The sequence below is a fragment of the Pseudomonas sp. VEM90 genome, from assembly GCF_054611535.1.
Genome location: NZ_JBTRAR010000011.1, coordinates 1 through 21,009 on the forward strand (window position 1 = coordinate 1; position 21,009 = coordinate 21,009).

At 64.2% G+C, this 21,009-nt stretch carries 20 protein-coding genes; 2 read left to right on the forward strand and 18 right to left on the reverse strand.

Going from position 1 to position 21,009, the window contains the following annotated elements; genetic code table 11:
• Window positions 1–465: 465 nt before the first annotated feature.
• Window positions 466–1,737: an Hsp70 family protein gene (locus ACYCCG_RS12345; RefSeq protein ID WP_459670581.1), complete on the reverse strand. Its 1,272-nt coding sequence runs from the start codon at window positions 1,735–1,737 to the stop codon at window positions 466–468.
• A gap of 164 nt (window positions 1,738–1,901) precedes the next feature.
• Between ACYCCG_RS12345 and cbpA the strand changes: the two genes are divergently transcribed.
• Together cbpA and ACYCCG_RS12355 are read left to right on the forward strand one after the other, a co-directional pair.
• Entirely contained in the window at window positions 1,902–2,861 is a 960-nt protein-coding gene (cbpA, locus tag ACYCCG_RS12350) for a curved DNA-binding protein (protein ID WP_409262307.1), read from the forward strand.
• 2 nt (window positions 2,862–2,863) lie between these two features.
• Window positions 2,864–3,169, forward strand: a complete 306-nt coding sequence (locus ACYCCG_RS12355; protein WP_021784432.1) for a chaperone modulator CbpM — start codon at window positions 2,864–2,866, stop codon at window positions 3,167–3,169.
• 58 nt (window positions 3,170–3,227) lie between these two features.
• On the opposite strand, the gene ACYCCG_RS12360 is transcribed toward ACYCCG_RS12355, so the two are convergent.
• The 17 genes from ACYCCG_RS12360 to cbiE form a co-directional block, all read right to left on the reverse strand.
• Window positions 3,228–3,743 carry a GNAT family N-acetyltransferase gene (locus ACYCCG_RS12360; protein WP_014592567.1) on the reverse strand — a complete coding sequence of 172 codons (516 nt, stop codon included), beginning with the start codon at window positions 3,741–3,743 and terminating at the stop codon, window positions 3,228–3,230.
• A gap of 31 nt (window positions 3,744–3,774) precedes the next feature.
• Window positions 3,775–4,473 (reverse strand): urea ABC transporter ATP-binding subunit UrtE, encoded by a 699-nt coding sequence (gene urtE, locus ACYCCG_RS12365; protein WP_003249634.1) that lies wholly within the window; start codon window positions 4,471–4,473, stop codon window positions 3,775–3,777.
• Window positions 4,474–4,626: 153 nt separating this feature from the next.
• The gene (gene urtD / locus ACYCCG_RS12370; RefSeq protein WP_144180699.1) at window positions 4,627–5,484 is read right to left on the reverse strand and encodes an urea ABC transporter ATP-binding protein UrtD; all 858 of its coding nucleotides are present in this window, start codon (window positions 5,482–5,484) and stop codon (window positions 4,627–4,629) included.
• Window positions 5,481–6,560 (reverse strand): urea ABC transporter permease subunit UrtC, encoded by a 1,080-nt coding sequence (gene urtC / locus ACYCCG_RS12375; protein ID WP_176683177.1) that lies wholly within the window; start codon window positions 6,558–6,560, stop codon window positions 5,481–5,483. Before urtC ends, urtD begins: the two co-directional genes overlap by 4 nt.
• The gene (urtB, locus tag ACYCCG_RS12380; RefSeq protein ID WP_176683178.1) at window positions 6,560–8,047 is read right to left on the reverse strand and encodes an urea ABC transporter permease subunit UrtB; all 1,488 of its coding nucleotides are present in this window, start codon (window positions 8,045–8,047) and stop codon (window positions 6,560–6,562) included. Before urtB ends, urtC begins: the two co-directional genes overlap by 1 nt.
• Window positions 8,048–8,185: 138 nt before the next feature.
• On the reverse strand, window positions 8,186–9,451 hold the full coding sequence (urtA, locus tag ACYCCG_RS12385) for an urea ABC transporter substrate-binding protein (RefSeq protein WP_003249642.1): 1,266 nt from the start codon (window positions 9,449–9,451) through the stop codon (window positions 8,186–8,188).
• A 186-nt stretch (window positions 9,452–9,637) separates the two neighbouring features.
• The gene (gene cycA / locus ACYCCG_RS12390) at window positions 9,638–11,044 is read right to left on the reverse strand and encodes a D-serine/D-alanine/glycine transporter (protein WP_209963170.1); all 1,407 of its coding nucleotides are present in this window, start codon (window positions 11,042–11,044) and stop codon (window positions 9,638–9,640) included.
• A gap of 221 nt (window positions 11,045–11,265) precedes the next feature.
• Window positions 11,266–12,633, reverse strand: a complete 1,368-nt coding sequence (locus ACYCCG_RS12395; protein ID WP_339535198.1) for a PepSY-associated TM helix domain-containing protein — start codon at window positions 12,631–12,633, stop codon at window positions 11,266–11,268.
• A gap of 55 nt (window positions 12,634–12,688) precedes the next feature.
• Entirely contained in the window at window positions 12,689–14,755 is a 2,067-nt protein-coding gene (locus ACYCCG_RS12400) for a TonB-dependent copper receptor (protein WP_176683181.1), read from the reverse strand.
• A 65-nt stretch (window positions 14,756–14,820) separates the two neighbouring features.
• Window positions 14,821–15,252, reverse strand: coding sequence for a DUF2946 domain-containing protein (locus ACYCCG_RS12405; protein WP_176683182.1), 432 nt, complete (start codon window positions 15,250–15,252; stop codon window positions 14,821–14,823).
• Window positions 15,253–15,274: 22 nt separating this feature from the next.
• On the reverse strand, window positions 15,275–15,760 hold the full coding sequence (locus tag ACYCCG_RS12410; RefSeq protein ID WP_209963177.1) for a copper chaperone PCu(A)C: 486 nt from the start codon (window positions 15,758–15,760) through the stop codon (window positions 15,275–15,277).
• A 47-nt stretch (window positions 15,761–15,807) separates the two neighbouring features.
• Window positions 15,808–16,197 carry a DUF2946 domain-containing protein gene (locus ACYCCG_RS12415; protein WP_209963180.1) on the reverse strand — a complete coding sequence of 130 codons (390 nt, stop codon included), beginning with the start codon at window positions 16,195–16,197 and terminating at the stop codon, window positions 15,808–15,810.
• A 218-nt stretch (window positions 16,198–16,415) separates the two neighbouring features.
• Window positions 16,416–17,270 (reverse strand): SPFH domain-containing protein, encoded by an 855-nt coding sequence (locus tag ACYCCG_RS12420; protein ID WP_176683185.1) that lies wholly within the window; start codon window positions 17,268–17,270, stop codon window positions 16,416–16,418.
• Between the two features lie 26 nt (window positions 17,271–17,296).
• Window positions 17,297–17,734 carry an NfeD family protein gene (locus ACYCCG_RS12425; RefSeq protein WP_209963183.1) on the reverse strand — a complete coding sequence of 146 codons (438 nt, stop codon included), beginning with the start codon at window positions 17,732–17,734 and terminating at the stop codon, window positions 17,297–17,299.
• Window positions 17,735–17,861: 127 nt separating this feature from the next.
• Window positions 17,862–18,581, reverse strand: coding sequence for a cobalt-precorrin-6A reductase (locus tag ACYCCG_RS12430; protein WP_339444040.1), 720 nt, complete (start codon window positions 18,579–18,581; stop codon window positions 17,862–17,864).
• The gene (locus ACYCCG_RS12435; protein WP_209963191.1) at window positions 18,578–19,672 is read right to left on the reverse strand and encodes a cobalt-precorrin-5B (C(1))-methyltransferase; all 1,095 of its coding nucleotides are present in this window, start codon (window positions 19,670–19,672) and stop codon (window positions 18,578–18,580) included. Before ACYCCG_RS12435 ends, ACYCCG_RS12430 begins: the two co-directional genes overlap by 4 nt.
• The gene (gene cbiE / locus ACYCCG_RS12440) at window positions 19,665–20,876 is read right to left on the reverse strand and encodes a precorrin-6y C5,15-methyltransferase (decarboxylating) subunit CbiE (RefSeq protein ID WP_176683189.1); all 1,212 of its coding nucleotides are present in this window, start codon (window positions 20,874–20,876) and stop codon (window positions 19,665–19,667) included. The genes ACYCCG_RS12435 and cbiE overlap by 8 nt, the downstream gene beginning before the upstream one ends.
• Window positions 20,877–21,009: the final 133 nt, after the last annotated feature.

The window sequence follows — 21,009 nt, forward strand, 5'->3', positions numbered from 1 at the left end:
CTCCTACACGGCGGCCTGTGGTCAATCACCGATGTGTGTCCACCCCGATCGGGCGTAGGAGCGGGTTTACCCGCGAATACGGTAGCGGCGGCAACGGTGAACGGCGGGTGGTAATTGGCCAGCAGGGCCGGCCTCTTCGCGGGTAAACCCGCTCCTACACGGCGGCCTGTGGTCAATCACCGATGTGTGTCCACCCCCGACCGGGCGTAGGAGCGGGTTTACCCGCGAATACGGTAGCGGCGGCAACGGTGAACGGCGGGTGGTAATTGGCCAGCAGGGCCGGCCTCTTCGCGGGTAAACCCGCTCCTACACGGCGGCCTGTGGTCAATCACCGATGTGTGTCCACCCCCGACCGGGCGTAGGAGCGGGTTTACCCGCGAATACGGTAGCGGCGGCAACGGTGAACGGCGGGTGGTAATTGGCCAGCAGGCCCGCCCCGTTCGCGGCTACAGGCTAAACGACAAATCAGGCCGCGCCGTAACGCTTGCGCGCCTCGATGGCCAGCCCGCTCCCAATGCTGCCAAAGATGTTGCCTTCCACATGCCGCGCATTCGGCAGCATCGCCGAAACACTGTTACGCAGCGCTGGAATGCCGCTGGAGCCACCGGTGAAGAACACCGTATCGACCTGGCCTTCGCTTACCCCGGCCTTGGCCAGCAGTTCGGTCACGCTGCCGCGCACGCGCTCCAGCAGGCCTTCGATCGCCTCTTCGAACAGCGTACGGGTCAGTTCCGCTTTCAGGTCGGGCTCGACGCGGCGCAGGTCGATGTGGCGGCTGTCGTGCTCGGTCAGCTCGATCTTGCTGGCTTCCACTTCCATTGCCAGCCAGTGCCCCGCGCGCTGTTCGATCAATATGAACAGGCGATCGATGCCGAAGCTGTCCTCGATGTCATAGCGCATGCTGCCCAGCGCCAGCTGCGACTTCTGCGAGTACAAGGCGTTGATGGTGTGCCAGGTGGCCAGGTTGAGGTGGTAGCTGGTCGGCATCAGCGCACCGCTCTTCATGCGGCTGCCGTAGCCAAACAACGGCATCACGCCCTGAAGGCTCAGTTGCTTGTCGAAGTCGGTACCGCCAATGTGTACACCGCCGGTGGCGAGGATGTCACTTTGGCGCTCGGCGACCAGGTGGCGCTCGGGCGACAGGCGGATCAGGGTGAAGTCCGAGGTACCACCGCCGATGTCGACGATCAGCACCAGCTCTTCGCGGCTGATGCTCGACTCATAGTCGAAGGCCGCGGCAATCGGCTCGTACTGGAACGACACGTCCTTGAAGCCGATCTTGCGTGCCACCTCGGCCAAGGTGTCCTCGGCCTCCTGGTCGGCAGCCGGGTCTTCGTCGACGAAGAACACCGGGCGGCCCAGCACTACCTGGTCGAACTCACGGCCAGCGGCGGCTTCAGCGCGCTTCTTGAGCTCGCCGATGAACATGCCCAGCAGGTCCTTGAACGGCAAGGCGCTGCCCAGCACGCTGGTGTCGTGCTTGATCAGCTTCGAGCCCAGCAGGCTTTTCAGCGAGCGCATCAGGCGGCCTTCGTAGCCTTCCAGGTACTCGTGCAGCGCCAGGCGGCCATACACCGGGCGCCGCTCTTCGATATTGAAGAACACCACCGAGGGCAAGGTGATCTTGCCGTCTTCCAGGGCAATCAGCGACTCGACGCCAGGCCGGTGCCAGCCGACTGTGGAGTTGGAGGTGCCAAAGTCGATGCCCAGGGCGCGGGCCGGGGATACGTCAGACATGGGAAATGGGCTTCCGGAGGCAAAACGGCCGCGCAGTGTATGCCAGTTGGCTACAGAATCAAGACCAGTCGTCTGCCTTGAGGCAAACCCAAGTCGGTCTTGAAAGGCTATGCTTGACCCCTATCTTCAGTTGCAACATGCACATTCACATTGGTGATCCATAAATGGACTTCAAAGACTATTACAAGATACTCGGCGTAGAGCCCACTGCGGATGACAAGGCGATCAAGGCCGCATACCGCAAACTGGCGCGCAAGTATCACCCGGATGTCAGCAAGGAGCGCGACGCCGAGGAAAAATTCAAGGAGGCCAATGAGGCCTATGAGGTGCTGGGCGACGCGCAGAAACGTGCCGAGTTCGACGAAATTCGCAAGTACGGCGGCCAGCATGGCCGGCCGTTCCAGGCACCACCGGGTTGGGAAAGCCGTGGCGGTGGCGGCGGCTTCGAAGGCGGCGACTTCTCCGACTTCTTCAGCTCGATTTTCGGTGGGCGCAGTGCTGGTGGCAACCCCTTCGGTGGCGCCCGGCAGCAACAACGCAGTGCCGGCAGGCGGGGGCAGGACGTGGAGCTTGAACTGGCAGTATTCCTTGAAGAGACCCTGAGCAAGGAGTCCAAGCAGATCAGCTTCCAGGTGCCGCAAACCAATGCCATGGGCCAGCGCACCGGCTTCACCACCAAGACCTTGAACGTGAGGATTCCGGCCGGGGTGACCGACGGCGAACGCATCCGCCTCAAGGGCCAGGGCGCGCCGGGCAGCGGTGGCGGAGCCAACGGTGACCTGTTCCTGACCATCCGCATGGCACCGCACCCGCTGTTCGATGTCGAAGGTCATGACCTGATCATCACTGTGCCGTTGGCACCGTGGGAGGCGGCCCTGGGCGCCAAGGTGGCGGTGCCGACCCTGGATGGCAAGATCAACCTGACCATCCGCCCTGACAGCCAGAGCGGCCAGCGCCTGCGTGTACCGGGCAAGGGCCTGGCGAACAAGCAGGGAGAGCGCGGCAACCTTTATGCGCAGCTCAAAGTGGTCATGCCGCCCGCGTCGGACGAATCTGCCCGCGAACTCTGGACCAAGCTTTCCGAGAAAGCTGCGTTCAACCCGAGGACACAATGGAGTAAGTGATCATGAGCAGCACCCTGATCGTTCAACTGGACATGCGTACCCTGTGTCAGGAAGCCGATGTCACGGCTGAATGCGTGATCGAAATTGTCGAGCACGGCATTGTCGAACCTTCCGGGCGAACGCCGGAGGACTGGCTGTTTGACGATCAGGCGCCGCTGGTGGCCAAACGAGCGGTGAAGCTGCACCAGGAGCTGGAACTGGAGTGGGAAGGGGTGGCGCTGGCGCTGGAGCTGTTGCAGGAAGTGCAGCAGTTGCGCAGTGAGAACAGCATGCTGAAGCAGCGGCTGGGCCGGTTTATCCAGATGTAGGCTCCCTTGCCGACATCTGTGGGGGCGACACAAGGCCGCTCCCACAATGGACCGCATTTCAGGTCGGTTCGGCGCCCGGGTTCAGCACCAACTGCATGAAGGTCAGGTCCAGCCAGCGGCCAAACTTTACCCCCACCTGCGGCATCTGGCCGGTCACCACGAAGCCCAGCCGCTCGTGCAGGCGCACCGACGCTGCATTACCACGCTCGATCGCTGCCACCATCACATGCTTGCCACATCCGCGCGCGCGCTCGACCAGCGCCGCCATCAACTCCGGCCCGAGCCCTTTGCCACGCTGGTCGCTGCGCACGTACACCGAGTGCTCAACGGTCAGGCGAAAGCCCTCGAAAGGCCGCCAGTCGCCAAACGAGGCATACCCCAGCACGCCGGTTTCATCGACCGCCACCAGAATCGGGTAGCCCTGCTGCGCGCGCGCTTCAAACCAGGCCTGGCGGTTGCCGAGGTCTACCGGGGTTTCGTTCCAGATCGCCGTGGTGTTGAGCACCGCGTCGTTGTAGATGTCGAGTATGCCCGGTACATCGGTGGGCAGGGCATCGCGGATTTCGTAGCTCATGACAGCGTCTCGCAAGGTCGTTGCTCGCAGATTAAATGGTTACCAGCCCGCGTACACCTTCGGCTTGCATGTTTTCGCCGCGGCCGCGCTGGATGATTTCGCCGCGGGCCATGACCAGGTACTGGTCAGCCAGCGCTTCGGCAAAGTCGTAGAACTGCTCCACCAGCAAGATCGCCATGTCGCCACGCTCGGCCAGGCGGCGGATGACCGCGCCGATCTCCTTGATCACCGAGGGCTGGATGCCTTCGGTCGGCTCGTCGAGAATCAGCAGGCGCGGGCGGCTGGCCAAGGCGCGGCCGATCGCCAGTTGTTGCTGCTGGCCGCCAGACAGGTCGCCACCGCGGCGCTGCTTCATCTGCTCCAGCACAGGGAACAGTTCGTAGATGAAGGCCGGTACCTCGCGGGCTTCGCGGGCGGGGAAGCGCGACAGGCCCATCAGCAGGTTTTCCTCGACGGTGAGGCGCGGGAAGATCTCGCGGCCCTGGGGCACGTAGGCGATGCCGGCCTGCACCCGTTGCTGCGGTTTGAACGCGGTGATCGGCTTGCCTTCCCATTCGATACTGCCGTCACGGGCGGGCACCAGGCCCATCAGGCAGCGCAGCAAGGTGGTCTTGCCCACGCCGTTGCGGCCCAGCAGGCAGGTCACTTCGCCGACCTTGGCTTCGAAGGACAGGCCACGCAGGATGTGGCTGCCGCCGTAGTACTGGTGCAGTGTGTCGATCTTGAGCATGTGAGAGTTCCTGAAAGGGATGCTGTGCCTGTGCCGGCCTCTTCGCGGGCAAGCCCGTTCCTGTAACGGGAACCGCCCCATGGCATTACGCCCCCTGTAGGAGCGGGTTTACCCGCGAAGAGGCCGGTACAGGCGCCAAAAATTCAAATCCGGTCAGCGGCCCAGATACACCTCGACCACCCGCTCATCTGCCTGCACCTGCTCCAGCGAACCTTCCGCCAACACGCTCCCCTGGTGCAGCACGGTCACATGGTCGGCAATGCTGCCGACAAAGCCCATGTCATGCTCCACCACCATCAGCGAATGCTTGCCGGCCAGGCCCTTGAACAGCTCGGCGGTAAACTCGGTCTCGGCATCGGTCATGCCGGCCACCGGTTCATCCAGCAGCAGCAGTTGCGGCTCCTGCACCAGCAACATGCCGATCTCCAGGAACTGCTTCTGCCCATGGGACAGCAAGCCGGCCTGACGCTGGGCAAGCGGCAGCAGGCGCAAGGTGGTCAGCACTTCCTCGATGCGCTGGCGCTGGTCACCGCTCAGGCGCGCCGCCAGGCTGGCCCACACCGACTTGTCGGTCTTCAGCGCCAGTTCCAGGTTCTCGAACACGGTCAGCGCCTCGAACACCGTGGGCTTCTGGAACTTGCGGCCAATGCCGGCCTGGGCGATCTGGTATTCGCTCATGCGGGTCAGGTCGAGGGTATCGCCGAAGTAAGCCGTGCCGCTGTCGGGGCGGGTCTTGCCGGTGATGACGTCCATCATCGTGGTCTTGCCGGCGCCGTTGGGGCCGATGATACAGCGCAGCTCGCCCACCCCGATGTACAGGTTCAGCGTGTTGAGCGCCTTGAAACCATCGAAGCTGACGCTGATGTCTTCCAGGCTCAGCACCGTACCGTGGCGGGTGTCGAGGCCGGCCTTGCGGCTGTGGCCCAGGCCAATGGCATCGCGTCCGGCGCCGAGGTTGTCGAATACCGGTTCCAGCATGAATTCCGGGTGGACTGGGGGCACGCCTCTCATGGCTGGCTCCTTTTCTTCAACAGGCCGACCACGCCCTTGGGCAGGTACAGGGTGACGAGGATGAATAGTGCGCCGAGGAAGAACAGCCAGAACTCGGGGAAGGCCACGGTGAACCAGCTTTTCATGCCGTTGACCAGGCCTGCACCGAGCAGCGGGCCGATCAGCGTGCCGCGTCCGCCCAAGGCTACCCAGACGGCGGCTTCGATCGAGTTGGTCGGCGACATCTCGCTGGGGTTGATGATGCCCACCTGCGGCACGTACAGCGCACCGGCCAGGCCGCACAGCACGGCGCTCAGTACCCACACCAGCAACTTGAAGCCGCGCGGGTCATAGCCACAGAACATCATGCGGTTTTCAGCGTCACGCACGGCGGTGAGCAGGCGGCCGAACTTGCTGCGGGTCAGGCGCCAGCACAGGTACAGGCTGGTCAGCAGCAGGGCCACAGTCAGCAGGAACAACACTGCGCGGGTACCCTGGGCTGCAATGTCGAAGCCGAGGATGGTGCGGAAGCTGGTGAAGCCGTTGTTGCCACCGAACCCGGTTTCGTTGCGGAAGAACAGCAGCATGCCGGCAAAGGTCAGGGCCTGGGTCATGATCGAGAAGTACACGCCCTTGATCCGCGAGCGGAAGGCGAACCAGCCGAACACCAGCGCCAGCAGCCCGGGTGCCAGGACTACCAGGCACAGGGCCCAGGCGAAATGCTGGGTACCGGCCCAGTACCAGGGCAGCTCGGTCCACGACAGGAAGGTCATGAACCCGGGCAGGCCGTCGCCGGCTGCCTGCCGCATCAGGTACATGCCCATGGCGTAGCCGCCCAGGGCGAAGAACAGACCGTGGCCCAGCGACAGCAGCCCGGCATAGCCCCAGACCAGGTCCAGGGCCAGGGCGACGATGGCGTAACAGAGAATCTTGCCGACCAGGGTCAGGGTGTAGGCCGACACGTGCAGGGCATGGTCTGCCGGCAGCAGTGAGCACAGTGGCAAAGCCACCAGCAGCAGGACGACGACGGCACCGATGGCAAGGGTCAGGCGTGGGCCGGCCTTTTGCGTAGCAGTGACAAGCAGTGGCTGGTTCATCAGTCGATTACCCGTCCCTTGAGGGCGAACAGGCCTTGCGGGCGTTTCTGGATGAACAGAATGATCAACGCAAGGATGAGGATCTTGCCGAGCACGGCACCGATCTGCGGCTCCAGCAGCTTGTTGGCGATGCCCAGGCCGAACGCGGCCCAGAGGCTACCGGCCAGCTGCCCGACGCCGCCGAGCACCACCACCAGGAACGAGTCGATGATGTAGCTCTGGCCCAGGTCCGGGCCGACATTGCCCACCTGGCTCAAGGCCACGCCGCCGAGCCCGGCGATACCCGAGCCCAGGCCAAAGGCGAGCATGTCGACGCGCCCGGTGGACACGCCGCAGCAGGCGGCCATGTTGCGGTTCTGGGTGACTGCGCGCACGTTCAGGCCCAGCCGGGTGCGGTTAAGCAGCAGCCAGGTGAGCAGCACCACGGCCAGGGCGAAGCCGATGATGACCAGACGGTTGTACGGAAGCACCAGGTTGGGCAGCAGCTGGATGCCACCGGACAGCCAGGCCGGGTTGCTCACCTCGACGTTCTGCGCGCCGAACAGCAGGCGGATAGCCTGGATCAGGATCAGGCTGATGCCCCAGGTAGCCAGCAGGGTTTCCAGTGGGCGGCCGTACAGGTGGCGGATCACCGTGCGCTCCAGCGCCATGCCAACCCCGGCACTGACAGCAAACGCCACCGGCAGGGCAATCAGCGGGTAGAACTCGATGGCGCCTGGGGCGAAGCGCTGCAGCAGTACCTGGACCATGTAGGTGCTGTAGGCGCCGAGCATCAACATTTCGCCATGGGCCATGTTGATCACCCCGAGCAGGCCGAAGGTGATCGCAAGGCCCAGCGCTGCCAGCAGCAGGACCGAACCCAGCGACAGGCCGCTGAAGGCCTGGCCGAGCAGTTCGCCGACCAGCAGTTTGCGTTTGACCTGGGCCAGGCTCGTCTCGGCGGCTGTACGCACGCCCGGGTCGCGTTCTGCATCGGGCTGCAGCAGGGCTTCGAGGCGGGTGCGGGCCAGCGGGTCGCCGGTTTCACCCAGCAGGCGCACGGCGGCCAGGCGTACCGCAGGCTCGCTGGCGCCCAGTTGCAGGTTGGCCAGTGCCAGGCCGAGGGCGGCCTGCACGGCGGCGTCCGGCTCGCTGGCGAAGCGCCGGTCAAGGAAGGCCATTTGCGCGGGTTTTGCGGTTTTTTGCAGTTGTTGTGCGGCGGCCAGGCGGGTGTCGCTGTCGTCGCTGAGCAGCTGATGGCTAGCCAGGGCGTTGTTGATCAGGCCGCGCAGGCGGTTGTTCAGGCGTACCTTGCGCGTGTCATCGGTGGCGATGCGGCCTTGGCGCAGGTTTTCCAGTAGCGGCAGGCGCGCGGCATCGGGTTGCGCCGCCCAGCCTTCGAGCAGGCGGACCTGCTCGGCGGGCTTGGCGGTGAGAAAGAATTCGCCCTCGCTGGCGTGGGTTGCCAGGGGGATTAGTAGCAGGAGGGTGAGCAGGAGTCTGAGCATGCGGGCAATCCTGGAAATCGGTGTTGGATTCTTCGCGGGTAAACCCGCTCCTACAGGGATTTCACCGGTCCAGAGGGCAGTGGGGAACCTGTGGGAGCGGGCAAGCCCGCGAATGGGCTGCAAAGCAGCCCCGTGCACTCAGTTACCTTTCACGGCGTAATCTGGCCGCTTGTCATTGCCCGGAATGAACGGGCTCCATGGCTGCGCCCGCAGTGGCTGCTCGGTTTCCCACACCACGCTGAACTGCCCGTCATCCTGAATCTCGCCGATCATCACCGGCTTGTGCAGGTGGTGGTTGGTCTTGTCCATGGTCAGGGTGAAGCCCGACGGTGCCTCGAAGCTCTGCCCGGCAAGCGCTTCACGCACCTTGTCGACGTCGGTGGACTTGGCTTTTTCCACCGCTTGCGCCCACATGTGGATGCCTACGTAGGTGGCTTCCATGGGGTCGTTGGTCACGGCCTTGTCGGCACCCGGCAGGCCCTTGGCCTTGGCGTAGGCCTTCCAGTCGGCGACAAATTTCTGGTTGACCGGGTTATCCACCGATTCGAAGTAGTTCCATGCCGCCAGGTGGCCCACCAGCGGTTTGGTGTCGATGCCGCGCAGTTCCTCCTCGCCCACCGAGAAGGCCACCACCGGCACGTCGGTGGCCTTCAGGCCCTGGTTGGCCAGTTCCTTGTAGAACGGCACGTTGGAGTCACCATTGACTGTGGATATGACCGCGGTCTTGCCGCCGGCGGAGAACTTTTTGATGCTGGCGACAATGGTCTGGTAATCAGCGTGGCCAAACGGCGTGTACACCTCTTCGATGTCCTTGTCGGCCACGCCTTTGCTGTGCAGGAATGCGCGCAGGATCTTGTTGGTGGTGCGCGGGTAGACGTAGTCGGTGCCCAACAGGAAGAAGCGCTTGGCGCTGCCGCCGTCCTCGCTCATCAGGTATTCCACGGCCGGGATGGCCTGCTGGTTCGGGGCGGCGCCCGTGTAGAACACGTTCGGCGACATTTCTTCGCCCTCGTACTGCACCGGGTAGAACAGCAGGCCGTTGAGTTCTTCGAACACCGGCAGGACAGACTTGCGCGACACGGAGGTCCAGCAGCCGAACACCACGGCCACTTTGTCCTGGGTCAGCAGTTGGCGGCTTTTTTCAGCGAACAGCGGCCAGTTGGACGCCGGGTCGACCACCACCGGTTCCAGCATCTTGCCGTTCACGCCACCCTTGGCGTTGATCTGCTCGATGGTCATCAGCGCCATGTCCTTGAGCGATGTCTCGGAAATGGCCATGGTCCCGGAAAGCGAATGCAGGATACCGACCTTGATGGTCTCGGCGGCCTGGATACTCCAGCTCAGGCCCATCGCCGCAATCGATGCGCTGAGGGTAAGGGCCTTGATCAGACTGCGACGCTTCATGTGCTCTCTCCGCTGAGTTTTTTATGGTGTTGGGCAAGCGGGGAGGGTGTAGCAAGGGGTGTGCCTAGTGGCGAAAGGTACGGTTTAGAGGGGCTGTGCGAGGTGTTGGGGCGTTGGTTGGATCCAGGTTGGTGCCTGATGGAATTGTGTGCACAGGATTGGGGCTGCGACGCAGCCCCGAGGCCATCAGCCGTTATGCACAGCCGTGCGGGGATGGCGCCTGCTGCGTACGAGCTGGTAGGTCACCGCCAGCAATACAAACCAGATCGGCGTCACCACCAGCGCTGAACGTGTATCTGCCTCCAGGCTCAGCAACACCAGGATGAACGCAAAGAACGACAGGCACACGTAGCACATGAAGCGCCCGCCCGGCATCTTGTAGTTCGAGGCCTGGTGCAGCGCCGCGCGGTTCTTGCGGTACTTCAGGTATGACAGCAGGATCAGCGTCCACACGAACATGAACAGTACCGCCGACACGGTGGTGACCAGGGTGAATGCCTCGACCACGTTCGGCACCAGGTAGATCAGCACCGCACCAAGCAGCAGGCAGGTGCACGAGAAGTACAGGCCGTTGGCCGGTACCGAACGGCTCGACAGTTGTTCGAAGGACTTGGGCGCATCACCTTCCTGCGACAGGCCGTACAGCATGCGGCTGGTGGAGAACACGCCGCTGTTGGCCGACGAGGCCGCCGAGGTCAGCACCACGAAGTTGATGATACTCGCCGCCGCCGGCAGGCCTGCCAGCACGAACAACTCAACGAACGGGCTTTTGCCTGGCACCACGTCGCGCCACGGGGTTACGGCCATGATCGCGATCAGCGCCAGCACATAGAACACGATGATACGGATCGGAATCGAGTTGATCGCCCGCGGCAGGGTGCGTTCCGGGTTCTTCGCTTCGGCGGCGGTGGTACCCACCAACTCGATGCCGACGAAGGCGAACACGGCGATCTGGAAACCGGCGAAGAAGCCCATCAGGCCATGGGGGAACATGCCGCCGTCATTCCACAGGTTGGCCAGCTGGGCGGTGCGCCCGCTGGGCGAGGTGAAGCCGGTGATGACCATGTACAGGCCGGTGGCGACCAGGCCGAGGATGGCCACGATCTTGACCAGGGCGAACCAGAACTCCAGTTCGCCGAACATTTTTACGGTCACCAGGTTCAGCGACAGCAGCAGCCCTACGCAGGTCAGCGCCGGTATCCACTGCGGCAGGTCGGGGAACCAGAACTGCGTGTAGGCGGCGATCGCGACCACGTCGGCGATGCCGGTGACCACCCAGCAGAACCAGTAGGTCCAGCCGGTAAAGTAGCCGGCCCAAGGGCCGAGCAGGTCGGCAGAGAAGTCGATGAAAGATTTGTAGTTCAGGTTCGACAGCAGCAGTTCGCCCATGGCGCGCATGACGAAGAACAGCATGAAGCCGATAATCATGTAGACGAAGATGATCGATGGCCCGGCCAGGCTGATGGTCTTGCCCGAGCCCATGAACAGGCCGGTACCGATCGCGCCGCCGATGGCGATCAGCTGGATGTGGCGGTTGGTCAGGTTGCGTTGCAGGTGCTGTTCATCGGGTGGAGTTGGTGAGGTTTGCGTCATAGGCGGCATTCCCTTGTAGAGGCCAGTCTGCTTGTCAGAGGTAGCCGGCTAGGCTAACACGCGCGTTCCAGTTCGGGGCGCGACAGATCGACTCTACATTTGCGGCTCAGCATTTCGCCTGTACCGGCCTCTTCGCGGGTAAACCCGCTCCTACAAAGGCAACGCGGTCCCCTGTAGGAGCGGGTTTACCCGCGAAGAGGCCAGCACAGGCAACACAAGGCTCAAGCGCTGGCCAAGACCCGGCGGCGCCTCACCACCAAACTATCCACCCCCCACATCACCACCATCGACACCCCCACCAGCGGGAACATCACCCCCAGCACCAGCATCACTGCCACCGCCGCCTTCCAGCGTGGCAGGTCATGACGCAAAGGCGGTACGCCCAGGCCGCCTTCAGGCCGGCGCTTCCACCACATCACCAGCCCGCTCACCGAACCCAGCAGGATCATCAGGCACACCAGCAGGATGATGATCTGGTTCAGCGCCCCGAACATCTTGCCTTCGTGCAGCATCACGCCCAGCTCGGTGGCGCGGGCAACCGGGCTGTAGTCTTGCCAGCGCACATCGGCCAGAACCTTGCCGGTGTATTGGTCGACATGCAGGGTGGCGTCGTTGCGCGGGTCGTCGGCGAACACGGCAATGGTGAACACCCCGTCGGCAGTGGTGGGCAGGGTAATGCTGTAGCCCGGCTCGACTTGACGCGAAGTGGCAATGTCTTCGACTTGCTGCAAGCTCACCAGGGGCGCCGCGGGCATGTCCGACATCATGTGGTGCCCGGCGTGCTCGGCGTGTGCACCGGACTGCGGCATCGGCGTGTTTTCCATGGCCCAGGGCACGGTCTGGCGGTGCGCGCTGTTCAGCTCACGCGCCTGCTGGTCCGACTTGGGCACGTCGTTCCACATGGCTGCCGGGAAGCGGTTCCACAAATCAGCGTACTGCTTGCCCCACAGGCCGGTCCAGGTCATGCCGCTGAGCAGCATCAACAACAGCAAGGCCGAACCCCAGAAGCCGGTTACCGCGTGCAGGTCACGCCACAGCAGTCGGCCGCGTGCCGACAGCCGCGGCCAAAGCACGCCGGCGCCATTGCGCCCGCGCGGCCACCACAGGTACAGGCCTGATACCACCAGCACGATGCCCCAGCCCGCCGCCAGTTCCACCAGCCGGTCGCCGACCGTGCCGACCATCAGTTCGCCATGCAGGGCGCGGGCGATGGCCTGCAGGTTCTGCTTGCCGTCCTGTTCACCGAGGACCTTGCCGCTGTATGGGTCGACGAACACGTTCAGTTCACGCCCGCTGTTTTGCACCACGAACTGCGCACTACGCTCTGCGTTCAGTGGCGGCAGGTACTGGCTGATGTGGCCCTTGGGGTAGGCCTGGCGCACTTCAGCCAGCATCATGTCTGCGCTCTGGCGGTGGTGACCGGCCTCGACCACCATCAGGTCGCGGTACAGCAGCGGGTCGAGCTGGGGCTTGAACAGGTAGATGATCCCGGTAATTGCCAACAGGATCATGAACGGGGCCACGAACAGCCCCGCATAGAAATGCCAACGCCAGGCCAGGTTATAGAACGAGACGCGTGTTCCTCTCATGGGAACCTCCTTTTTGACCAGCTGAAGGGCGCAACCGAAGCTGCGCCCGTTGTTGTCAGAAGCTGAAGTCGACCTTGGTCCAGAAGGTCCTGCCTGGCTCGTTGACCGGCTGTGGATCTGTAGCCGGGTAGCCAAACCCGGCGTTCCCGGCCAGGTTCAAGTGCTCGGCGTAGGTTTTGTCGAACAGGTTGTCGACCCCTGCGCTGAGCTTGAGGTTGTTGTTCACCTTGTAGGCGCCGTTCAAGGAGAACACGCCGAAGCCGGCGCTCTTGTCGTAGTCCTTGCCGACGACGTTCCCTTGATTTTCGGCAATACGGTTTTGCGCCGCCACCAGCCGCCACAGTGCGCCGACGCTCCACACATCGCGGCTGTAGGTCAGGCCCATGCGGCTTTCCAGGGGAGGCATTTGAGGTAGCGCCTTGCCATCACTGCTGTTCTTGCCCCAAGCGTAGGCAAGCGTGGCGTCGGCCTTCCAGTTTTCAGTCAACTGGTAGGCGGCGCCCAGTTCGCCACCCATGATGCGGGCGTCGATGTTCTGCGCCTGCGAGGTGCTCATGCCCATCATGCCAGTGCGATAGTCGAACAGGATGTAGTCGCGAATCTGCCCGACATAGCCCGAAGCCCAGGCCTCCAGGCGCTCGGTGCGGTACTGGATGCCGAAGTCGAGCTGGGTGGTTTTCTCTGGCTTGATGCCGTCGAAGGCATTGGCCGAGCCGGGTGGTGCCAGCTTGGGTGAGAACAGCTCCCAGTAGTCGGGGAAGCGCTGGGCATGGCCGAGGCCGATGTAGGTGGTGGCCGGGATGGCTGCCAGGTCGTGCTCGTAACGGATGAAGCCGCTTGGCAGGGTATCGGCGCGGGTGTCGCCTTCGGTGGCGCTGGTTTTGCGGAAATCGCGCGCCGAGGCGCGGTCCAGACGGGCGCCGGTAATCAAGCGGTCCTCTCCGCTGACGTACCAGGTCAGTTCGCTGAAGGCGCCGTAGTTGTGGAAGTCGGCGTCCTTGGTCCAGGCCTGGCCCCTGTGTGCGTCCACACCCATACCGCCACGCTGGCGATGTTCGTTGGTTTGCGCGTCGATCCCGCTGATCAACTGCACGTCGGCCCAGCGCCAGGTGGCTTTGATGCGTGCGCCCATGGTGCGGCGGTCGACGTTGCTGACCATCGGCATGCCCATCATGCCGCTACCCGACGGCGTGCGCAGGCTGTAGTTGTCCATCACATGGTCGGCGTAGTTGTAGTAGACCTGCGCCTCGACCTTGTCGAGCACCTCGCCGAGGTTGGACTTTTCAAAGCGCAGGCCAAGGCTTTCGCGCTTGAACTGCGAGCCGTCCATACCGCGCCCGGCGTAGCGGGCTTCGCCGTCACCCTTGCCGGCAGTCAGCTCCAGCAAGGTGTCCTGGTCGGGTGTCCAGCCGAGGGCGACATCGCCGTTCCACTTGTCCCAGCGCGACGGCACGGTGTCGTTGTTGCCGTCGTGGTAGTCATCCGAACGTGACTGGTTGCCGACGAAGCGGGCATAGCCCTGACTGTTGCCGGCCGCGGCATCCAGCACCTTGTCGAAGCGGCCGTTGGAGCCGGCCAGCAGGCTTGCGTTGACGCGGCTGCCGAGGGTGCCGAATTTCTCCGGTTCGCGCTCGAAGAGGATGGTGCCTGCCGAGCCGCCGGGGCCCCAGATAACGCTCTGCGGGCCTTTGATCACGGTCAGGCGGTCGTAGGTTTCTGGCGAAATATAGGACGTGGGCGCGTCCATGCGATTGGGGCAGGCCCCAAGCATCATGCCTCCGTTGGTGAGGATGTTCAGACGCGAGCCGAACATGCCGCGCAGTACCGGGTCGCCGTTGGTACCGCCGGCACGGATTGCCGAGAAGCCGGGGATGGTCTTCAGGTAGTCGGCCCCGTCGCTGGCCGGCACTGGCTGGCGCGGGTCTTTCGGGTTGGTGACCACGGTCAGCGGCGAACTCGGGGCCACGGCGGTGATCACCGTCGGGCTCAGTTCGGGAGCATCGTGCACATGGCCTTCATGGCCAGGGTCGGCGGCCAGGGCCATGGGTGCGAGCAGCGAGCCGCACAGGGCGGCGATGGTCCCGCGCAGGGACAAGGCAAAAACAGGGGTGCAGCCGGACATAGTGATTCCAGTCGATCAGTCATGAGTTAGCGCGAAGCCTCCTGGCTTCGTGCGCAAATGTGGTTTCAGACGTTGATCGAAGAAGGCGGGGCGCGGCTGCGCGCACCAGGGAATACAGCCTGCCGGGCATGGCCCTGGTGCGTTGGCGCAAGCAGGTGGCTGGTGGGGACGATGCTGCCGGCGCTGAGCGGGCTGAGGGCCTGGGGCAGGGCCGGGCAGTTGAACAACAGGCTGCAGTAACCGCACTTTTCCCACATCACATGCAGCTGGCCATCGCCACCGTGGCCGTGATGGGTGTCACCGCCATGCTGATGGGCAGCCGCCATCGGCATGTCCATCGGCATGTTCATGCCCGCGTGGTGGTCCATCGGCATCGACTGGGAAATCAGCGGGCCGATGAAGATCATCCACATGGCGAACAGGCTCAGCCATCCGCCACCGGCGCGCCTGAATTCAGGGCGGGTGGTACGGCTGATGCGGCTGCGCGGCAGACTCATGGCGAGTGCCTGTCAGCAGGTGTCAGTGTGCGTGTTCGTGGGCTTGCGACTGGTCCGCTGGCGCCTGCTTCTGCACGGCCACTTCGACGGTGATATCGCCGGCCTTTTCGAAGTGCAGGGTCAACGGGAAGCGCTTGCCGTCGCTGAGCAGGCTGCGGTCCTTGGGCTGCATCAGCATCACGTGGTACGCGCCGGGGGCAAAGGTCAGGTCCTTGCCGGCAGGCACTACCACGCTGGGCACCTGTTGCATCTTCATGGCGCCGCTGGCGCTCATGGCATGCTCATGCAGTTGCGCGTCATCGCTGATGGGGCTGTCGACGCTGAGCAGGCGGTCATCGGCCTGGCCATTGTTGTGCACCACGAAATATGCGGCGACATTAGGCGCGTTGGGTGGCAGTTGCAGCGACCACGGGTGGGCAATATGCAGGTCACCCACGCGGTATTCGTGGGCATTGGCAAAGGCGCCAGGCAGCAGCAGGGCGGCCATGACGAGGGCGTGCTTGAGCATGGTGAATCTCCGTTTCCGTTCTGGTTCAGGCAGACAGCGTGATGAACTCAGGCTAGCGGAGAGGCACGAGGGTTTAGCCCAGGCCAGAGCTGGCGCGGCGTAGGCTGGTACTTGGCAGGTGGCGGCAGCAGCCCGCCGAGCAGTGTCGGCGGGTTGTGCAACTGTGGCGGGTAGCCGGGCAGGGCCAGCAGCGGCACGGCACCGGAGCAGCACCAGCAGTTCATCATGCCGACGCTGTCGTCGCTTTGTGGGCCGAGGTCGATCTTGGCCAGGGCCTGTACGTCGACGTTGCCCTTGTTGGCCATGCTGGAACAGAAAGCCCCCCACAGCAGCTGCTCGGCCGGGCCCTTGGGCGCAGCAGAGGACAGCGGCATGGCCAGCAGGTTGAACAGCACTGCAAGGCAGGCTATCCAGGCAATGTGCCGACGTGGGGGCATGGAGAGATCCGGTCAGGAATCGTGGTGGCTATTGTACGGCGGAGTATAGGTAAAAATGCCGGGGTGCGGTGAAGTGACGCAGGTGGTCTCGTAATGGGGGCTGCTGTGCAGCCCATCGCGACACAAGGCCGCTCCCACAGAATTGCGGCAGCCTCGAATACTGCGCTGTCCTGTGGGGCCTTGTGTCGCGATAGGTGCGCAAAGCGCCCCCGACACTCTCAAACCTTGTTGCGGCCCATCAACCCGCGCACGGTTTCTTGCAGGTCAGCCGGCAACACCACCACCTTGGCATTGCTGCTGCCCGCCAGGTTCTCCATCGCGCCCACATAGCGTTCGCCCAACAGGTACATGGCCGGTACGGTCTCGTTGCCCACCGCTTCCTTCACCAGCGAAATCGCCCGCGCCGAGGCCTCGGCCAGGCTGATCTGTGCCTCGGCATCCAGCCTGGCCGCCTGCAGGCGCGCTTCTGCTTCGAGGATTGCTGCCTGCTTGGCCCCTTCGGCGCGGGTGACGTCGGCCTTGCGCTCACGTTCGGCTGCGGCCTGACGTTCCATGGCCAGTTGCATGTTTTCCGAAGGTTTGATGTCTTGAATTTCCACTGAGCGCACGGTCACGCCCCAGTCTTCGGTCTGCTCGGACATTGCATCGCGCAGGCGGGCCTTGATCTGCTCGCGGCTGGACAGCGCCTCGTCGAGGTCCATTGCACCGACGATGGCGCGCAGCGAGGTCATGGTCAGGCTGGTGACGGCGAAGGAGAAGTCCTGTACGCCATACGAGGCTTTCTGCGGGTCGACTACCTTGGCGAAACACAGGGCGTTGGCGACGATTACCGCGTTGTCCTTGGTGATGATTTCCTGCTGCTGCACATCGAGGATGATGTCCTTGGTCGGCAGGCGGTAGGCGACCACGTCCATGTAGGGGATGACAATGTTGAGGCCCGGCTTGAGGGTGCTGTTGTAGCGGCCCAGGCGTTCGACGATCCACTCCTCGCCCTGGGGCACGATGCGCACCCCCTTGAACACGGTGATCAGGACGAACAGGGCGATGGCGCCGACGACGATGAGGCTGGTCATGCTGCAAAATTCCTTTTAATGCGGATTCAGGCCCGGATAACGCGGGCGGTGTTCCCCTCGATGGCGGTCAGGCGTACCCGTTCGCCGACGGCGATCTGGCTATCGGCGACGCAGGTCCACTCTTCGTTGCCGAGGATCGGCTTCTGGAAGCGTACGCGGCCCTTCTGAAACTCCGACACGGCAGCGGTCAGCAGGCCCACTTCGCCGATCACGCTGTCGGCGGTCCAGCGCACATCCGGCTGCTTGCGCCGGAACACTTTGAACCACAGCACGGTGGTGGCCGACGACAGCAGCACCCACAGCAGGATTTGCATGTCCAGTTGCAGGCTGGGTGCGGCGAGCGAGATGAGCGAGACCAGCACGGCGCCGATGCCGAACCAGAGTACGAAGAACGTTGGCAGGACCAGTTCAAGCAGGATCAGCGCGATGCCGAAGACCAGCCAGATCCACCATTGCATTTCCATATGGGTGAAACCTTCCGGGGGAGGGGCGTTGAGTTTAAGGCAGCAGGGCAGCAACGGGCCACTTGGTAAGTTGGAAGAAAAGTCTGAAATCTTTGTAGGAGCGCCTTGGGGCGCGAAAGGTCAGCGCCTAGAGAGCGAGCGCTGTTGCCAGATCTGCCAGTGAGTCGAATGTCCGGTCCACCTCCGGCAGCGCCGGACGTTTCAGGACAAGCACCGGCACGCCAAGCTCCCGCGCCACTTCCAGCTTCGGCTCGGTCGCCACACTGCCGCTGTTCTTGCTGATCAGCACATCGATGTGGCGGCGTTGGAACAACGCCCGCTCATCCTCGATATGGAACGGCCCACGTGCGCCAATCACTTCACAGCGCTCGTTGCCAGGGCATGCCTCCAGCGCACGCAGGGTCCAGAACTGCTCCGGCGGAATCTCGTCCAGGTGCTGCAGCGGCTCACGCCCCAGCGTGAACAGCGGCCTGCGGAACGGCTTCAGTGCTTCGATCAACCCTGCCCAATCCTCGACTTCTCGCCAGTCGTCGCCTGCTTGTGCCTGCCAGGCGGGGCGACGCAAGGCCCAGCACGGGATGCCGGCGTTGCGTGCGGCGCTGGCGGCATTGCGGCTGATTTGCGCGGCATAGGGATGGGTGGCGTCGATCAGCAGGGTGATACCCGCTTCGCGCAGGTAGCGGGTCAGGCCCTCGACACCGCCATAGCCCCCGACCCGCACCTGGCATTGCAGGCCCTGCGGCACGCGGCCTATGCCAGCCAGGCTGTAGACATGTCGAGGCCCGAGCCGGCGGGCGATAGCCAGGGCTTCAGTGACCCCGCCCAGCAACAGGATGCGCGCAGTCATTGCACACCCGCCTGGCCGACGATGCCGCCTTGGCGGTCGATGGCGAACACTTCCACTTCCACCTGCGCCGGCACGACGCTACGGGCGAAGGCCAGGGCGTGGGCACACACCGCGTCACCCAGGGCAATGCCGGCCGCATGAGCCAGAGCGAGCGCTTGCTGGCTGGTGTTGGCGCCGCTGATGGCAGCCTGCAACGCCTCGTCAGCGCCAATGTCTGCGGCCCAACCGGCCAGTTGCGGCAAGTCGATGCTGGAGTGACGACTGTGCAGGTCCATGTGCCCGGCGGCCAGTTTGCTGATCTTGCCGAAGCCGCCGCACAGGGTCAGGCGCGGCACCGGTACCTTGCGCAGGTGCTTGAGCACCGCGCCGACGAAATCGCCCATTTCGATCAGGGCGATTTCCGGCAGACCGTAGACGCGGCGCATGGTGTCTTCGCTGGCATTGCCGGTGCACGCGGCGATGTGCGTGTAGCCGTTGGTGTGGGCCACGTCGATGCCTTGGTGGATCGAAGCAATGTAGGCTGCGCAGGAGAACGGCCGGACGATTCCGCTGGTGCCGAGGATCGACAGCCCGCCAAGGATGCCCAGGCGCGGGTTCATGGTTTTCAGGGCCAGTTGCTCGCCATCTTGCACATTGACCGTGACCTCGAAGCCGCCAAGGTAGCCGCACGCGTCGGCCAGGCGTTGCAGGTGTTCACTGATCATGCGCCGAGGCACCGGGTTGATGGCCGGTTCACCCACCGCCAGCACCAGCCCTGGCCGGGTCACCGTGCCCACGCCGCTGCCGGCGACAAAACCAATGCCAGGTTCCGCCAGCAGGCGCACCTGGGTATAGAGCAGGGCGCCGTGGGTCACGTCCGGGTCGTCACCCGCATCCTTGAGCGTGCCGGCTTCGGCGCACTCGCCGATCAGGCGGCAGAACTCCAGGCGCATCTGCACGACCTTGCCTTTGGGCAGGGTGATGTCCACCGCATCGTCACGCTGCCCGGTGAGCAGCAGCTTGGCCGCTGCCAGGCTGGTAGCGGTGGCGCAGCTGCCGGTGGTAAGGCCGCTGCGCAGAGGCGCGGGTTGTTCGCGGGTTTCTTCACGCATCGGCGGGTTTCAATACTTCCAGGAGGGTGATCGGTAGTGCCTGGCGCCAGGTGTCGAACGCACCCAAGGGCTGGGCATGCGCGACATGGATGCGGGTCAGCTCACCACCGTGCTGTTCGCGAAAGTGCGCCAGGGCCAGTTCGCTTTGCAGGGTGACGGCATTGGCCACCAGGCGGCCGCCGGGGCGCAGGCTTGCCCAGCACAGGTCCAGTACACCTTCGCGGGTAACGCCACCTCCGATGAAGATCGCATCCGGTTGCTCCAGGCCTTGCAGCGCCGCTGGCGCCTTGCCGCGAACCAGTTGCAGGCCAGGTACACCCAGTGCATCGCGGTTATGCTCGATCAAACCCTGGCGACCTTCGTCGGCCTCGATGGCCAGGGCCCGGCATGCCGGATGGGCGCGCATCCATTCGATGCCGATCGAGCCACAGCCCGCGCCCACATCCCACAACAGTTCGCCAGGCTGCGGTGCCAGGCGCGCCAGAGTGATGGCGCGGACATCACGCTTGGTCAACTGGCCATCGTGCCGGAATGCGGCGTCTGGCAACCCGGCCAGCCGGTGCAGGCGGGGCGCATCGGGCGTAGCCAGGCATTCGATGGCTACCAGGTTGAGCGCCGCGATACCGGTGTGCGGCCAGTCCTGGGCGGTGCCGGCCAGTGCACGTTCGTTCACGCCCCCCAGGTGCTCGAACACCTGCAGGCGGCTTGGGCCGAAGCCTTGCTCGCGCAACTGCGCGGCAATTGCCGCCGGGCTATCGCCATCGTTGCTCAGCACCAGCAGGCGCATGCCGCTGTGCAAGTGGGCATTGAGCGCTGCCAGGGGGCGGGCCACCAGCGACACCACCTGCAGGTCCTGCAGTGGCCAGCCCAGGCGGGCAGCAGCCAGGGCGCAGGAAGAGGGCATCGACAGCACGCGCATTTCTGCAGCGGGCACCTGGCGTGCCAGGCTGGCGCCGACGCCGTAGAACATGGGGTCGCCGCTGGCCAGCACGCACACCGGCTCGCCACGCAGGCTCAACACCGGGGCCAGCGAGAACGGGCTGGGCCAGGCCAGTTGTTCAGCGGTCACGCAACGTGGCAGCAAGGCCAACTGGCGCGGGCTGCCGAAGACCCGCCCAGCGCCAAGCAGTGCGCGCCGGGCCTGTTTGCCCAGGCCGCTGAAGCCGTCTTCGCCGATGCCTACTACCGTCAGCCAGGGTGTCATGTATTTCAATCCGCCATTTTTGGGGCCGCTTCGCGCCGCTTCGCGGGCAAGCCCGTTCCTACAGATACAGTGCAGCATGTGCGGCCTGCAGTGATCCTGTGGGAGCGGGCGAGCCCGCGAAGAAGGCGACGCG